Below are 16,818 nucleotides of genomic sequence, written 5' to 3' on the forward strand. Positions count from 1 at the left end.
CCGACGGCTATGTGGGCCGGGGTGAGGCGGCACCGAATGCCCGGTACGGGGAAGACGCCTCCAACGTAACCGCTTTCATCAAAAGCTTGCCCGACGACTTTTTTGAGGAGGTATCGACCGGAGAAGCACTGGCGGCAAAGCTTGATGCCCGGCAGCCGCAGGTAAAGGCCGCTATGGCAGCCGTGGAGATGGCCTGGCTCGACTGGCGGGGCCAGAAGCAGGCAAAACCGCTCTGGAAGCTGTGGAATGCCCCCTCGAACAGCACTCCGCCGACCTCCTATACGATCGGACTTGATACCCTTGAGGTGATGCAGGAAAAGGTGCGGGCTGTTTCAGCCTGTCCGATCCTGAAAGTAAAGCTGGGCACCAAGCGGGATCGTGCTATCATCAAAGCTATACGGGAAATTACGGATAAACCCATTCGCGTGGACGCCAACGAAGGATGGAAAACCACGGGGGAGGCGAGAGAACAGATCACCTTTTTAGCCCAGCAAAACATTGAAATGGTAGAACAGCCGATGCCTTCCGCCATGATGGAGGAGATGAAGAGATTGAAACAGTGGTCGCCACTGCCCCTGATGGCCGATGAGAGTTTTAAAGGAGAGGAAGACCTTGACGAGATAGCCGAAGCCTTTCACGGTATTAACATTAAGCTGATGAAGATCGGGAGCCTGGTGAAAGCGCGCGCGGTCATTGATGAGGCCCGAAAGCGCAATCTTACCGTCATGACAGGCTGCATGATCGAAAGCTCGCTGGCCAACACCGCGGGTGCTTTGCTGGGACTCTGGTCCGACTACGTGGATTTGGATGGTCACCTGTTGATTAGGGATGATCCTTATGAAGGAATGAACCTGGATGATGAAATGAGAGCCGTTATGAGCGGGAAGCCGGGACTGGGAGTCTCCGTTCGAAATTGACTCCGAGGGCGCAAGTTGCAGTTGGCAGTGATCGATAACACCGTATCAGAAGCAAAAATCCAGGCTCAACAAGCGGGCAGGTTGGTCCGGCCGGTATGGTATGACCGTCTTGAATGCTGATGGAGCATTTGGTTTTATAAATGACGCTCATACTGATATTTATGGCCATGACATTCCGGAGGAGCTGGTTGGGAAAATATCTGAAACATTGAGATGATCCGGATCGTATAACGGGGCTGTCAATTGAAGTGGTATTTCCGGAATGGAAATTGAGCGGGAATGATTAGAGGCGTATTTCCATTTCAATCCTTTTTTGGTTAGTGACTGGAGATTAGAATTGAACTACCCATCAGGGGGAGTTGCCGAGTAAACACAGGCCTTATATTGCATGTTAACTACTATGATATCAAATGAGGGATCCCCAAACATATCCGTTGCGTCAAGAGTCATCTTTCTGGTAATGCTTGTAAGCTATGCGGCGCCGGGGGTAGTATGGGCCGACGATATTTATACCGCCTCTGATCCCCTTCCCCGGGAAAAGATATCGCTGCCGACTGAGCGTATTCCCCTCCCTGGCGTACTGGGGGAGATCGAAAAGCAAAGCGACGGTACGTTTTCCTACGCAACTCCTCCACAAGATTCTGAGGCGATACCTCCCGTTTCGGTAACGGTCCGTAACAGGGCGCCGAGTGACCTGGAAAGGCAGACTCCTGTGAAATTCAGCCCGGCAGGTCGCACGGTTGCCGCAACAAAAATGGCCGATACCTCCCCCGGTGCAGAAGCGACAGCAGGTGTGAATGCTTCTGTAAACGGCTATATTTCCGACCGGGAAAGCGGGGAGACACTTCTGGCGGCTAATGTGGCACTGCTAGAAATTAACAGGGGGGCATCCACCAATAATTCCGGTTACTATACCATTACCAATATTCCGCCGGGCACCTATACCCTCGTTGCCACTTATATCGGGTACCAGCGGTACGAACAGGAGATTACACTCGAAGAGGGAGAAAACCGGCGAATTAATATTGCATTGGCACCCAAGAGTCTACAGCTGGATGAGCTGGTTGTTCGATCGCAGGCGGAAGAAGAGGAGCAGAAAGATATCGGCCGCGCCCACATATCTACCCAGCTTATTAAAGAGTTGCCTGCTGTTTTGACGCCCGATGTATTCCGTTCGGTACAGCTGCTTCCGGGGGTTAAAGCGGCCTCGGATTTTTCGAGCGGACTCTATATCCGGGGCGGAAGTCCCGACCAGACCCTCATCCTGCTGGACGAAACCACGGTCTATAACCCCTCGCACTTCTTCGGGTTGTTTTCAACCTTTAATCCCGATGCGGTAAAGGACGTGCAGCTCTATAAAGGCGGGTACCCGGCGAAATACGGGGGACGCATTGGCTCGGTGTTGACGATCTACAACAAGGACGGCAACAGGAATGAAACAGGGGGGACGGCCAGTATCGGGATGCTGGCCTCCCGGGCCTCGATAGAGGGACCCTATAAGTATGGTTCGTACATGCTGGCGGTCCGACGTTCTACGATCGAACCCGTACTGAGACTGGTGGAAGATGCTCCCGAGACCTTTTATTTCTATGATATCAACGGAAAGCTGAATTTTGATATCTCTGAGAATGACCGGCTTTCGCTGGCCTTTTATTCGGGGACGGATGTCATTTCCTGGCCTATCTTTGAGGATGCTGTCATTGATTTGAACTATGGCAATCAAACGGTCAGTGCCCAGTGGAGAAAAATCATCTCGGATAAACTCTTCAGCACGGTTACAGCCACCGGATCGAGGTATTTTAATGAACCGCAATTCCAGTTTGCCGGCACCTCCTTTGAAAGCGAAAACAATGTTCGCGATGGTTCGCTGAAGGCCGACCTGGAGTATATTCCGAATGAGCATCATACTGTTTCGGTTGGATTCTGGGGAGGAGCTATGACGCTTCGCCTGCAGGAGCTTTTTGATAAGGAATACGCCTTCGACCGGGAGCTCTATTCCCGGTATGCCTCAGCCTACCTCCAGGAACAGTGGAAACCGTCCGACCGGTGGATGGCAACGGGGGGACTCCGTATCAACGCCTTCTCAAAAGGAAGCTACCTGAGGCTTGCCCCGCGGCTTTCGGTAGAACACCGTCCCGCTGAGAATATTCGCATCCAGGCGGCATACGGCCGCTATAACCAGTTTCTTGCGCTGATGACCAATGAGGCCTTTTCGGGTTTTGACACCTGGATGACTACCGCGGAGGATGTTCCCCCCTCGTATGGCGATCAGTTTTCCCTGGGACTCAAAACGATCCCTTTTTCCAGCTATGGTTTCGACGTTGAATTCTACTACAGGACCATGAGGGATCTGTTTGAGCTGGATCCTTTTGTCGGTGACAATGCGGGCCTGGATTATGCGGAACAATTTCGTTTTGGGAAAGGCTATGCCTACGGGATGGAAGTGTTCCTGGAGAAGCAAGTGGGACGCTTAAGCGGTTTTGTCGGGTATACGTTTGGGATCACGCGCCGAAAATTTCCCGGTTTTAATGTTAATCTGCCGGATGAGCCGCGCCGGGGCAGGTTTTACCCGCCGAAGTACGACCGCACACACGATATGAATATCGTAGCAAACTACCGGTTGTCGCAACGGTGGAGCGTCTCGGCCGTGTTTAACTATTCCACGGGTCAGGCTTACACCGACCCGCAGGGACGCACGCAATTTTCAAATCTCCCGTGGGGCAGCAGCAATCGCGATGCTTTTGTCATTGGCAGTATGAATTCATCGCGCCTGCCCCCCTACCACCGGATGGACCTTTCGTTCAGCCGGTCGGGCCGGTTCTTTAGCCTGGGAGATGCAGAGTGGCAGTTTCAGCTCATCAATCTCTACAACCGAAGCAACATCTGGTTCTATAATTATGATTTTGATGAAAACCCGGTGGAACGGGAGGATGTATCGATGTTGCCCACCCTGCCCGCGATCTCATACACCGTACATTTTTAACGGGTATTATAACCCGTCAGACCGTTGCCTATAATCCACCGGCTTAATTTTAAATTTCATAACCATCATGTTGAATACCCTGTTTTCGGATCATGTTAAAATTCTTCGCCCTGCAGGAGTCGGAAAAATCGGCGGACTGCTGATTGTTACCTCGCTCGCCGTTTTTCTGTTGATAACCTCTTGTGAAGATTACGCTCAGGATCGTTATGAGGAATATGTGGTGTTGGAGGCATATGTCACCGTCAATCGTCCCCTGCCGGAAGTACGGCTCAGTAAAACGCTGCGCACCGGACAGCAGTACAGTTTCGGGGACGCCGCTCTGGAAGGGGCTAACGTGGAGGTGCTCCTGTTGGAAGAAGGCGGCGACGGGGAAGAGGTATTTGATTATCGTCCCTCTGATGAAAAAGGGGTCTACATGGCCGAAGACCCGACGCACCGGGTGCTTCCCCGCAGAACCTACCGGATCGCTATCGATTTTGATAATCGCCCGGAAGTCCTCCGTGCCGAGACAACCACTCCGGATGCTATAGAGATTATAAATGAGATGCCGGATACCGTTATCTATCAATCACCCGAACAAATGGAACTGGTTATTTCAGCTTTAGAGCAAACACAAAAGCAGAGTATTTTTGTGTTTAATACCGTGGCTTCGGAGCCGGAAGAGGAGGATCTTACCCCTTTTTATAAAACACTGGTGGAAGAGGAAGATGACACAGAGGCCGAAGATTTTTACAATACGGAGACCACGCCCATCAACGAGGGGAATTTTGATGTGAATGATGATGGAACAATTACAGTCCAGTTCCCCTGGATAGGCGTCGCTTTTTTTGGTGATAACAGGGTCTTAGCCAATTCTATCGACGATAATTTGTCGGATTTGATCTCCTCTCAGGAGGTTCAACTGGGCGGGAGCACACTTTCTCCCGGCGAGATTCCCAATCTGCGTTATGATGTGGAGGGCGGCATTGGTATTTTCGGCAGCTTTGCATCCGATACGGTGCAAACATACTTTAAGAGACCAGAGGAAAAGTGACGGAAGGAAAGATCGGGACCGGCAAATTTTTCAGAAAATGAGCCATAACAGCAGAAGGATCACCATAATCCAGGCCATAATCTTGATACTCGCGGGCTGTTGAGGAAATTCATAACCGCAAATGGGACATACTTCCGCATCACGATCAACCTCCATGGCGCAGCCGGGACATTCTTTCTTTTCCATCGCGTGTTCGAATGAGTTCTGCTCAGCTTTGTCTTGAAACGGTATAAAAATATAACAATGGGTACAGGATATGAAATACCTGCTGACTATTAATATTGAGGGTACAGGTACTGTTACTTTTACGGCAGTGTATTATGAAGTTGCACGGTTTGACAATAAGGTAACTAATAAAGAGAGGCCTTTGCAAAACCAGTCCCGAAGCATCGGGAAATATCAAAGCCTGAGCAAATTTGAAACTACAGCATATAAGACCTATGTGAGGATTTTGATTTCACGAACATACAGATATTGGCCAAACAAACGGTTTTGCAAAGCCCTCAAAGAAATAGTAGTTGCATGGTTTTTGGGAGCGCCGCCCCTATCTGCCGGCGCTACGTAATCGCCCTGTCCAGGTGCACATAGCCGCCATCCACATGGAGAATCTGTCCGGTCGTATGGGAAGAGCGCGCGGACAGTAAAAAAAGCACCATATCAGCAATTTCGGAAGGTTCGGTCATACGCTGCCCGAGAGGAATTTTCGAGGTAATGGTTTCCCTGGCCTGCTCGGGGTTGTCAAAGGTATCCAGCCATTCCCGATAGGCGGGCGTCATTGACTCGGCAACCACCACGGCATTCACCCGGATGCCCGACTCTCTCAGCTCGAGGGCCCACTCGCGGGTTAACGCCAGTACCCCGCCTTTGGCGGCCGCATAGCCGGATGTACCTCCCTGTCCGGTAAGAGCAACTTTCGAGGCAATGTTGATTACAGGTCCCCCTGACTTTTTAAGCCAGGGGAGGGCTGCCTTTGTCACTTCAAAAAAGTGGACGAGATTAAGTTTCAGGGAATCGATGAATGCATCGTACGAATGCTCAAACCCTACCCCGTCGTTGACACCGAGGTTGTTAACGATCCCTTCAATGCGTCCATACGTTTGAGCGGTTTTCCCGACAGCCTTATGACACCCTTCTTCCGTGGTAAGGTCTGCCTGGACGAAAAAAGCTTCCTGTCCCTGCTCGGCAAGACGCTTTTCCAGTTGAAATCCCCGCTCACTTTTATCAATGATCACCGGGATCCCTCCCTCAGCGGCGATGTGGCGAACGGTCACTTCGCCAATACTGCCCGTGAAGCCGGCACCTCCCGTCACGATAATGACTTTGTTGTTGAGTTTCAGGTCCATGAATATGTTAATCAGAAATCAGGTTAACCGCTTTTGTTGCAATGCTTTTTACCGGGTTGTTGAGAAGGTCAATAAATATTGAATTGCGCTATGCCCCTTCCTACAGATTGCATAGCGGGGCTGGCCGGCCCGCCTTCATAACGAATCCACTTTTGGCATAAATACCGTATCTACGGTTTTGAACCCGTGTGTATGCATCATCTTCCCGGGCAGGCCTTACAGAAGGTAAAAAAGAAAGTTAATTATATAAATAGGGATATACAGGATACTAAATTTTTTCTGTTATGCCGGGAGATCTCCATGCGCTTCCTTTCCATGGATAAAAACAATATCTTGGTCCTCCAGGGAGGAACTCAGGAGCATGGGCTTCTGTTGTTAATCTTTTGTAAGCTAATACTATTCAAAATTATATTATTGTTTATTTATGGAATACCGAACGCTTGGAAATACCGATTTTAACCTTTCTGTTGTCACTTTTGGCGCATGGGCCGCCGGCGGCTGGATGTGGGGAGGAACGGAACAAAATAATTCTGTCGCAGCAATACAGGCCGCTTATAATCACGGAGTCACCTCCATTGATACGGCGCCGGCCTACGGACAGGGGCTAAGTGAGCAGATTGTGGGAGAAGCTATTAGCGATATCCCGAGAGATAAAGTCCAAATTCTCACGAAATACGGCCTCCGCTGGGATACCGACAAAGGTCACTTTCGGTTTTCGAGCAAAGACAATGACGGCAACGATATCGACATGCACGAGTATGCCGCCAAAGAAAGTATCATGAAGGAATGCGAGGACAGCCTGCGGCGCCTGGGGACCGACTATATTGACCTGTACCAAATCCACTGGCCCGATCCGACCACCCCGATTGAAGAAACAATGGAGGCCATGGATCGGCTTAAAGAGCAGGGAAAAATCCGTGAAGCGGCCGTCTGCAATTATAATGTAGAGCAATTGAAAGAGGCTGAAACATATCATAATATTGTTTCCAACCAGGTACCGTACAGCATGTTGCGGCGGGATATCGAGGAAGACGTGGTGCCATACTGCATCGAACATGGCAAAGGGATTCTGGCGTACAGTCCCCTGCAGCGCGGGCTGCTTACCGGCAAGATGGAGCCCGGGCAGGATTTTTCAGAAGGAGACCACCGCGCCGATAATCCCTATTTTTCGGATAAAAATATCAGGCGGACCAACGCTTTTCTGGATAAGATTCGCCCCATTGCCGAGGCACATGATGCTACCCTGGCGCAATTGACTATACAGTGGACGATCCAGCAGCCGGGCATTACCATTGCTTTGGTTGGCGCCCGCAATGTGGAGCAGGCCACGCAAAATGCAAAAGCCGCGGATATTGAGCTCAGTGATGAGGAGATAGCTACGATCAACAGCGAGCTCGATGAGCTGGATCTTGATCTGGGATAATAACTGAATTATTATCCCAGAGTGCTCATAGCACATCAGGGTTTTTTTAAGACGCCCGTTTTCTGCTATAGTTATTTTTTTAAGTAAGTGAAATGTTTCTGTTCACCTGCTTTGCTAATACGTACTATATATACCTATAATACATCTTATGGCTGCACCAGATCACCATCGGCATCAGTATGAATATGTAGAGGATTTTGAAAACCTGCTCGATCCCGGGGGCAACACCATTTTCAATATGTCGCCGGAAGAGGCCCAGGCAGCCGTGCGTTCTGGTGATCCCCGGCAGGTCCGCACGATTGACGGGTCATTTGCTATCGCCGAAAAGAAAGGGAAGGAGGTATTCCTGGCCCGCTCCATCGGCCGTCCTATGCGTTATTTCCTGGCCAAGCAGGCATCGGGACCCCTGCTGGTGGTGGCAGAACGCATTGATGAGATTTTCAGCTACCTTAAAGAACAGGGCCTGCACGACCAGTTTCACCCATCCTATACGCGGATGGTGCCCGCCCATCATCTGACCCGGCTTCAGCTGATCGGCTGCCCGGACCCGAGTCCCCGGTACCGGCGCTATTTTGATCCGAAGCAGGAGGTGCTGGATGGAGATCTGGATGCGATCGGCGCCCGGTATATCGGGGCATTGGCCGACGAATGCCGGAAATGGCTGCGGACCATCCCGGAAAAGGAACCGGTCGGCGTGCTCTTTTCAGGAGGAATAGACAGTGGATCCGTCTTCCTGGTTCTTTATCACCTGATGCTTGACATGGGCCTATCCCCGCAGCGGCTTAAAGCGTTTAGCCTTTCGGTGGAGGGGGGGGCGGATGCCGAGCAGGCGGCGCACTTCCTGGATCAGCTGGATCTATCCCTGTTTTTGGAGGTCATTGATGTACCGGCGGAAGAGATCGATTACAAGAAGACCATCCGGATTACGGAAGACTATAAATCCCTGGATGTGGAGGCGGCGACGATGACCGAGGCGCTGTGCAGGAACATCCGCGAACGCTATCCGGATTGGAACTATTTGGCGGACGGAGATGGCGGCGACGAAAATATGAAGGACTACCCGATTGAAGAAAATCCCGAGCTCACGATTCGCAGTGTGCTCAATAACCAGATGCTTTACCACGAAGGGTGGGGCGTAGACAAGATAAAGCATTCCCTCACGTATTCAGGGGGACTCAGCCGCGGGCATATTCGTACTTACGCCCCGGCCCGACACTACGGGTTTAAGGAATTTAGTCCCTATACGCTGCCGAATGTTATTGAAGTTTCGGAAGGGATTCCCTTTATCCGGCTGACCGGCTGGGATCATGAAGAGCTCTACGACCTGAAAGGGGAGGTCGTCCAGCGCGGGGTAAAAGCGGTGACGGGAATGGAGATGCCGGTATTTCCCAAGCGGAGATTCCAGCACGGCGCCGCGCCTGAGGAGAAAGTACATGAACTTTTTGCCGATGATGAGATGGAATATCGCCGGTATTTTGCTTCGCTGTATGCGTAGAGGTCTGTTGTGCACGTGTTTTTTTTGATTCCGATGAGTATTTTAATTTTTGGAACGGTGCAAAAACGGAACCCAGAAACGGCGCCGGCTGGGTACATTATACCGCGTTTCCTTCGCCTGGGCTAAAATCATTCACAGCCAGAATAAACCCATGTTGGACACCTCAGAAATTATCGACCTCCGTCCCCGCCGGAACAAGGTGCGTCCCGATCGCCCGTACCACTTTCTGCATGAACGGGAGCGGGGACCTGATGGAGGGTTAAAAGAAGTGAATACCGTTTTCCTGACCAACAGCGAGTGTCCCTTTAAATGCGTGATGTGCGATCTCTGGAAAAACACGCTCAAAGAACCGGTTCAGCCGGGGGACATCCCCGCCCAGATTTCGCATGCCCTCCGGCGACTCCCGCAGGCGAGGGTCGTTAAACTGTATAACAACGGAAATTTTTTTGATCGCCAGGCGGTGCCCCCGGAAGATTACGAAGCCATAGCCCGACTCCTTTCCGGTTATGAGCGGGTTGTTATCGAAAACCACCCGAAATTGTGTGGGACCGGCTGTCTCGCCTTTCGGCAGCTGCTCAGCGGCCGGCTGGAAATTGCGATGGGATTGGAGACCATCCACCCGGGTGTACTTCCGAAGCTGAACAAACAGATTACCACGGAGAATTTTGCGGAAGCGGCCTCATTTCTCGCCCAAAATAACATCGATACACGCGCTTTTATCCTCTTGAATCCCCCGTTCCTGACGGATCCCGCAGAAAATATAACCTGGGCGGTAAAAAGCGTGGAATTTGCTTTCCGTTGCGGCGTTTCTGCCTGCAGCATCATTCCCACACGAACCGGCAACGGCGCCATGGAGAAACTTCAGCAAGAGGGACATTATGTGCCGCCGACCATAGCCGCCCTTGAACAGGTCTTTGAGCAGGCGCTCCGCTCTGACGGGGGACGAGTTTTTGTCGACCTGTGGGATTTGAAACGGTTTTCTGAATGTGATCATTGTTTCGAAGAACGAAAACAGCGGCTCGACCAGATGAACCGGAAGCAGCAAGTCAGTCCCCCGGTCCAATGCCCACAGTGTCGGCAATGACGGACAAAGGGTATGATATCGCCGTTGTCGGGGCCGGGTTTGCCGGCTCACTGACTGCCCTGGGATTGGACCAGCTGGGGTATAATGTGCTCCTCGTCGAAAAAGAAGCGCATCCCCGCTTCGCTATAGGGGAGTCTTCCACCCCCATCGCCGATATGATTCTGCGCGATCTCGCCGGCCGCTACGATCTCTCCTGGCTGCACAGCTTCTCCCGTTACGGGAGCTGGCAGGACCACCATCCCGAAGTGGCCTCTGGGATCAAGCGCGGGTTCAGCTATTACAGCCACCAGGGGGGACGTCCTTTCCGGACGGATGAAGCGCATTCGCGCGAGTTGCTGGTAGCGGCCAGCGTCAGTAACCGGCAGTCCGATACGAACTGGTACCGACCGGATCTGGACGCCTTTCTGGTGTCGAAAGTGCGGGAGGCGGGCATTGATTACGTTGACCGGACGACCATTTTTTCGCTGGACCGCATCGCCGGGCACTGGAAGATGAGGGCCCGCCGCGATAAAAAGCTGACGACCTACAGCAGCGCCTGGATCATCGATGCTACCGGTTCGACTGCGCTGCTTCGTCAGCTCGGGGTCGGTTCAGGGGGTGCTGACCTGCGGACCCGCACCTCCGCCATCTATTCTCATTTCACCGGTGTGAAGCCCTGGCAGTCGTGGCTGCGCGAGCACAATATCTCAACCGCAGACTATCCCTATAATCCCGATTTTTCGGCCCTGCATCACCTGATGGAGGAAGGCTGGCTCTGGATGCTGCGTTTTAACAATGGTATTACAAGTGCGGGACTGGTGTTGGAGCAGGGGAAAAGAACCCAGTTGCCTGCGAATAAGCAGGCGGCCTGGAAGCAGGTAATCGAGCGCTATCCCTCCATTGCGAATCTGTTTGAAAAAGCGTCTGTTGCAGAGCTGCCGGGACAGCTGTTCTCAACTCAAAGGCTGCAGCGGAGGGCACAAAAGGTGGCCGGGGAGGGTTGGGTAGCGCTGCCGCATACGGCCGGATTTGTAGATCCTCTGCACAGCACCGGCATTGCGCACTCGCTGTCCGGTGTTGAACGTCTTCTGTATGCCTTTGAGTCGGGAGGGGGGACCGTTTCCTCGCAGCACCGATCTGATTTTTTGGCAACGTATGAACGAGCTGTTTTCAGGGAGCTCCGTTTCATTGACCTGCTGGTTGACGGCTGCTATAAAGCCCGGAGAAATTTCGATCTGTTTACAACCTACAGCATGCTCTATTTCACTGCGGCCATAGATTATGAACAAAAGAGGCTCCGGGGATCGTTTGATATCGAAAATAACGCTTTTCTTTCTGCAGATCATGCCCGCATTCCTGCTCTGGTCCAACGATGCTACGGGGAGGTGACGGAGATCAGTTCACTGCCGGGTACCGCAATACCGGAAGAGGTCAACGAAAAATTCCGGGCGCGTGTAAAAAAGGCTATCGCTCCCTATAATTCGGCGGGACTGTTGGATCCGGATATTCCGAATATGTATGAGCATACCGCAGCTGAATGGGGATCCAATACATAAGAGATCCGAAGTAGAAAATCTCCAAAGGACTAAGTTTTTAATTCCGTTAATTTGTGAAAGGGAGTAGCTTTTGTTAGAGTTACTCCCTTTTTTGTTTATTTCGGTTTGTTGGTTATTATCTTGTCGTTGGCAACCGCAAGCCGAACAGAGAAGAAAATTCCAATTTAAACGGGTATGCAAGGTAATGGTAAAGCAACAGGTGCATCATATATTCATTTTCATTCTCATAATCGGCAGTACTGTTTTTCAGAGCTCCTGTGGGGCTTCTCAGCAGGGAGAAGAAGAGAGAGCAGAGCGTCCCAATATTGTGTTTATCATGACGGACGACCATTCCTACCAGACGCTGAGCGCCTATGATGATCGCTTTATCGAAACCCCGAATATCGATCGGATTGCCGGGGAAGGGGTGAAATTTGCCAACAGCTTTGTGGGCAACTCCATCTGTGCCCCCAGCCGGGCGACGCTGCTGACGGGTAAGCATTCCCACAAAAACGGCCAAATTGACAACAGCACCTCCTTCGATGGTTCCCAGCCGACTTTCCCGAAATATTTGCGGCAGGCCGGCTACCAGACGGCCCTGATCGGAAAGTGGCACCTGCGCAGCACGCCTACCGGATATGACTACTACGACCGGCTGATCGGCCAGGGGGATTACTATAATTCGGACTTTATCATCAACGGCGACACCATTTCCTCCGACGGCTATGTCACGGATGTGATAACGGACAAGAGCTTGTCGTGGCTGGAGAACCGGGAAAGCGACCAGCCGTTTGCCCTGCAAATTCACCACAAGGCCAATCACCGGGTATGGATGCCGGATACTTCGCTGCTGGAGCCGGGCGGGCCGGAACCGTTTACGCTGCCGGACATGAATGCGGCAGAAGGGGAAGATCAGGTCCCCGGCGAGCCGAATAAGCTGGCGGGACTGCCGGGCACTTTTTTTGATGAGTACGAGGGACGCACGGCAGCGGCCCAGCAGAAAATGAGTATTATTGAGGATATGGATGTCGTCTATGACCTGAAGATGCTGGATGAGGAGGGCGAACTGGAAACTAAATACCGGGACATGTATGCCAACGGCCGCTATGCGAACTTAAATGAGGAGCAGAAGGAGGTATGGGACGCCTACTACGATCCGATCATTCAAGAATTCAAAGAACAGCGGGATCAGATGTCGGATGTGGAGCTGGCACGGTGGAAGTACCAGCGCTATATGCGTGATTACCTGAAGACGGTGCGGACGGTTGATGACAATGTCGGCCGGGTGCTGGACTACCTGAAAGAGAACGACCTCTATGAGAATACCCTGATTGTCTATACCTCCGACCAGGGATTTTATATGGGCGAGCACGGCTGGTTCGACAAGCGTTTTATGTATGAGGAATCGATGCGGACCCCGCTGCTGATGAAATTCCCCGGATCGATGTCGACTCGCACAGAAGTGGATGAGCTGGTCCAGAATATCGATTATGCTCCCACGCTGCTCGATATTGCCGGGGTGGAAGTGCCGGGGGACATGCAGGGCAAATCCCTGGTTCCGCTGGCACAACAGGCCGATGAGGAGTGGCGGGACGCCCTCTATTACCATTACTACGAATTTCCCAATGCGCATATGGTCAAACGGCACTACGGTATCCGCACGGACCGCTATAAGTTGATCCATTTTTATAACGATATTGATGACTGGGAGCTGTACGACCTGCAGGAGGACCCCAAGGAAATGAATGACCTGTACGGCAAGGAGGGCTACGGGGAAATTACCCGCCGGCTGAAGGAAAAACTGGCCGGACTGCAGGAGCAGTATGAGGATACGGACCGTAGCACCTATTAACAGTAATAAAGCCTTTTAGTTAAAGAAGATACTTTTATTAAAGAAGAAGCTTTTAGTTTCAAAGTCCGCGTCACTCTCCCGATTCCCCGGGAGAAGATCTGCCGAAGATCGGCCGGGAGGAAGAGGGGCGGGGAGCGGTAAATACAAGATCAGGGACCAGCGGTCGAGGTGTCGTTACAGTCCGCGGACAAGAAAACAGCAACGACTGAATGATTGGAATAGCAATGGAAATGAATGCAGATTTACAGATCACCGGGATAGATGTCAAGGATATACGGTTCCCCACCAGCCGCCATTTGGATGGATCCGATGCAATGAATCCCGACCCGGATTACTCGGCGGCTTATCTGGTGTTGAAAACGGACAGGGGATTGGAGGGACACGGACTCACTTTTACGATCGGGAGGGGGAATGACCTGTGTGTAGAGGCTATCAGGCAGCTGTCGGTACATGTATTGGACCGCCGCATCAGCGAGATAGTAAATAATTTTGGCGCTTTTTGGCACGCCCTGGCCCGCGACAGCCAGCTGCGGTGGCTGGGGCCCGAAAAAGGCGTCATCCATTTGGCTATGGGGGCGCTCGTGAATGCCTTGTGGGATCTGTATGCGAAAATAGAGGATAAACCCTTGTGGCAGCTGCTGGCTGATATGTCCCCGGAAGAATGGATACGCTGCATCGATTTTAGTTATATCACGGATGTCCTTACGCCGGACGAAGCCCTGGAACTCCTCCGCAGGCAGGAAGAAAATAAAGCAGGACGTATCCGGGAATTGCGGGAACGTGGATATCCCGCCTATACGACCTCCGCCGGATGGCTCGGCTACTCCGACGAAAAAATACGGAGATTATGCCGGGAAGCCGTGCGGGAGGGATGGGACGCCATGAAGATGAAAGTGGGCGGCAATCTGAAAGACGACCTGCGCCGTGCTGCTATCATACGAGAGGAGATTGGCTGGGAACGGAAGCTTATGATGGATGCCAACCAGAAGTGGGATGTGGACGAAGCGATCAGGAATATGGAAGCTTTATCCGAATTTGATCCCTGGTGGATCGAAGAGCCCACCAGTCCCGACGATATTTTGGGACACGCCAAAATTGCGGAGGCAATCGCGCCCATAAAAGTAGCTACGGGAGAGCATGCTCAAAACAGGGTTATCTTTAAACAGCTGATGCAGGCCGGCGCGCTGGATATTTGCCAGATCGACAGCTGCCGCGTGGGAGGCGTCAACGAAAACCTGGCGATTATGTTGATGGCGGCAAAGTTTGAGATTCCCGTATGTCCCCATGCCGGGGGCGTGGGACTGTGCGAATATGTGCAGCATCTTTCAATGGTCGATTATATTGCCGTGAGCGGACGTAAAAAGGGACGAATGACCGAATATGTGGATCACCTGCACGAGCATTTTCGGGATCCTGTTGTTATAGAGCGGGGTACTTACAAGCTTCCTGACAAGCCGGGATATAGTATTGAGATGAAGCAGCGGAGTTTGCGGGATTATGCCTATCCCGGCGGACTGAAATGGCAATAAATTGGAAACAAGGAAACACTGCAAAGGGACGGGGCCCCGGGCAGTATATGGTATCGTACATTATTGAGGAAGGCGGATAGAATGGAATAGGAAAGGATTGGAATTAAAAGCACGGAAGGGGATGCTCAAAAGAAGAAAAATGTATCGAATGGACAGCTACAGATAAATAAATAAAATACGGGGTTTATGAAACCGAAAAACAGAAGACCTGAAAATCCCTATGTATTGACGGAGGAGAGTATCAAATCGCCCCCGACCTCTTTTTGGGGAACCCTGAGTCACTTGGGACCGGGATTTATATTGTCAGCCGCTATTGTGGGGTCAGGTGAACTTATCGCTACAACGACCCTGGGTGCCCGGGCGGGTTTTGTCACTTTTTGGGTCGTCATTTTAAGTTGTCTGGTAAAAGTGACCATTCAACTGGAATTCGGGAAACATGCGATCAGTACGGGAGAAACCGTTATGAGTGCTTTTAACAAATTGCCGGGGTGGAAGTACAGGGACATAAGCTGGTCCATTTGGGCCTGGCTGTTTATTCAGTTTTTCAAGCTGCTGCAGGTGGGGGGTATTATTGGCGGGGTGGCCATCACGCTGAATATTGTCTTCCCTTCCTTAAGTGTCACGATATGGACTCTCGCCGCAACAGTGACAGCAGCCTTGCTGGTATACCGCGGATATTACCAGTTTGTCGAACGGTTTTCGCTGGTTATGATCGCCTTTTTTACCCTGTTTACCTTTCTGTCGGTCTATTTCCTGCAGTATACCTCCTATGCATTTACCTGGGGGGATGTGTTACTGGGACTGGAATTTAACCTGCCTGCGGCTATGGCGGGGGTAGCCATCGCCGCATTCGGAATAACCGGCGTGGGCGGGGACGAAATTATGTATTACAATTACTGGTGTCTCGAAAAAGGCTATGCGGCCTATACAGGTCCCGCCGTAGACACCGAGGAATGGAGACGCCGCGCCAAAGGATGGATCCGGGTAATGTACTGGGATGCTATCTTATCCATGATCGTATACACGTTAGTGACCGCCGCTTTTTACTTGCTGGGAGCTGCGGTTTTGCATGCGCAAAATCAGATCCCGCAGGGATATGAGATGATCGAGACCCTTTCCGGTATGTATACCGAGACCATGGGTAGCGGAGCCCGAAACGTCTTTTTGCTTTGTGCGGGGGTGGTCCTGTTTTCCACCCTTTTTTCAGCACTGGCGAGCTGGACCCGTATTTTTGCCGATGCGTTCGGACAGTTGGGCCTGGTTGATTTTTATAACAATCAACAGCGAAAAAAAACGATCGCGATCCTGGCCTGGGTATTTCCCGCTTTGTGGGCTCTGCTTTTTCTCTTTTTACAGCTTCCGGTTACGATGGTCATTGTAGGAGGCTTCTTTACATCCGTATTACTTTTGGTGGTCGTATTTGCGGCTGTTCATTTCCGGTATGTGCGGCTGGACGCCGAATTAAGACCTGGAAAATTGTATGACGTCGCTTTCTGGCTGAGCGTCTCGGGTATCATCCTTGCCGGGATCTACGGGATTGCCCGCTTTTTTTGAGATTTTTTTTAAATAACACATCGAAATTTGATATTATCACCAGACCTGTATCGGATAAATTCTTTTAAGACATAATTCACAAGGATAATGA

The 16,818-nt window shown here is 51.5% G+C and carries 13 protein-coding genes; 11 read left to right on the forward strand and 2 right to left on the reverse strand.

What is annotated here, in order from left to right; genetic code table 11:
• The 3 genes from ACESLU_RS01795 to ACESLU_RS01805 all read left to right on the forward strand — a co-directional run.
• On the forward strand, positions 1 to 917 hold a 917-nt coding region (locus ACESLU_RS01795), incomplete at its 5' end, for a dipeptide epimerase (RefSeq protein WP_372634290.1).
• A gap of 460 nt (positions 918 to 1,377) precedes the next feature.
• A complete protein-coding gene (locus tag ACESLU_RS01800; RefSeq protein ID WP_372634292.1) occupies positions 1,378 to 3,900 on the forward strand; it encodes a carboxypeptidase-like regulatory domain-containing protein in 2,523 nt (840 codons plus the stop codon).
• A 67-nt stretch (positions 3,901 to 3,967) separates the two neighbouring features.
• Positions 3,968 to 4,933: a DUF4249 family protein gene (locus ACESLU_RS01805; protein ID WP_372634295.1), complete on the forward strand. Its 966-nt coding sequence runs from the start codon at positions 3,968 to 3,970 to the stop codon at positions 4,931 to 4,933.
• Between the two features lie 30 nt (positions 4,934 to 4,963).
• Here the strand turns inward: ACESLU_RS01805 and ACESLU_RS01810 are convergent, their stop codons facing one another.
• Positions 4,964 to 5,119 carry a zinc ribbon domain-containing protein gene (locus ACESLU_RS01810; protein ID WP_372634297.1) on the reverse strand — a complete coding sequence of 52 codons (156 nt, stop codon included), beginning with the start codon at positions 5,117 to 5,119 and terminating at the stop codon, positions 4,964 to 4,966.
• A gap of 70 nt (positions 5,120 to 5,189) precedes the next feature.
• On the opposite strand from ACESLU_RS01810, the gene ACESLU_RS01815 reads away from it, so the two are divergent.
• Positions 5,190 to 5,498, forward strand: coding sequence for a hypothetical protein (locus ACESLU_RS01815; RefSeq protein ID WP_372634300.1), 309 nt, complete (start codon positions 5,190 to 5,192; stop codon positions 5,496 to 5,498).
• On the opposite strand, the gene ACESLU_RS01820 is transcribed toward ACESLU_RS01815, so the two are convergent.
• Positions 5,491 to 6,276, reverse strand: a complete 786-nt coding sequence (locus ACESLU_RS01820; RefSeq protein WP_372634303.1) for an SDR family oxidoreductase — start codon at positions 6,274 to 6,276, stop codon at positions 5,491 to 5,493. The genes ACESLU_RS01815 and ACESLU_RS01820 overlap by 8 nt on opposite strands.
• 424 nt (positions 6,277 to 6,700) lie before the next feature.
• On the opposite strand from ACESLU_RS01820, the gene ACESLU_RS01825 reads away from it, so the two are divergent.
• From ACESLU_RS01825 to ACESLU_RS01855, 7 genes are all read left to right on the forward strand, one after another.
• Positions 6,701 to 7,699 (forward strand): aldo/keto reductase, encoded by a 999-nt coding sequence (locus tag ACESLU_RS01825; RefSeq protein WP_372634305.1) that lies wholly within the window; start codon positions 6,701 to 6,703, stop codon positions 7,697 to 7,699.
• Between the two features lie 148 nt (positions 7,700 to 7,847).
• Positions 7,848 to 9,194, forward strand: coding sequence for an asparagine synthase-related protein (locus tag ACESLU_RS01830; protein WP_372634308.1), 1,347 nt, complete (start codon positions 7,848 to 7,850; stop codon positions 9,192 to 9,194).
• A gap of 151 nt (positions 9,195 to 9,345) precedes the next feature.
• Positions 9,346 to 10,278: a radical SAM protein gene (locus tag ACESLU_RS01835; protein ID WP_372634311.1), complete on the forward strand. Its 933-nt coding sequence runs from the start codon at positions 9,346 to 9,348 to the stop codon at positions 10,276 to 10,278.
• A complete protein-coding gene (locus ACESLU_RS01840) occupies positions 10,257 to 11,813 on the forward strand; it encodes an NAD(P)/FAD-dependent oxidoreductase (protein WP_372634314.1) in 1,557 nt (518 codons plus the stop codon). The genes ACESLU_RS01835 and ACESLU_RS01840 overlap by 22 nt, the downstream gene beginning before the upstream one ends.
• A gap of 184 nt (positions 11,814 to 11,997) precedes the next feature.
• The gene (locus ACESLU_RS01845; protein ID WP_372634317.1) at positions 11,998 to 13,644 is read left to right on the forward strand and encodes a sulfatase; all 1,647 of its coding nucleotides are present in this window, start codon (positions 11,998 to 12,000) and stop codon (positions 13,642 to 13,644) included.
• A 209-nt stretch (positions 13,645 to 13,853) separates the two neighbouring features.
• Positions 13,854 to 15,173, forward strand: coding sequence for an L-fuconate dehydratase (locus ACESLU_RS01850; RefSeq protein ID WP_372634319.1), 1,320 nt, complete (start codon positions 13,854 to 13,856; stop codon positions 15,171 to 15,173).
• Between the two features lie 186 nt (positions 15,174 to 15,359).
• Positions 15,360 to 16,727, forward strand: a complete 1,368-nt coding sequence (locus ACESLU_RS01855; RefSeq protein ID WP_372634322.1) for an Nramp family divalent metal transporter — start codon at positions 15,360 to 15,362, stop codon at positions 16,725 to 16,727.
• The last annotated feature ends 91 nt before the right edge of the window (positions 16,728 to 16,818 follow it).

The organism is Fodinibius sp., from assembly GCF_041642155.1.
In the GTDB taxonomy this organism is placed as follows: Bacteria; Bacteroidota; Rhodothermia; order Balneolales; family Balneolaceae; genus Fodinibius.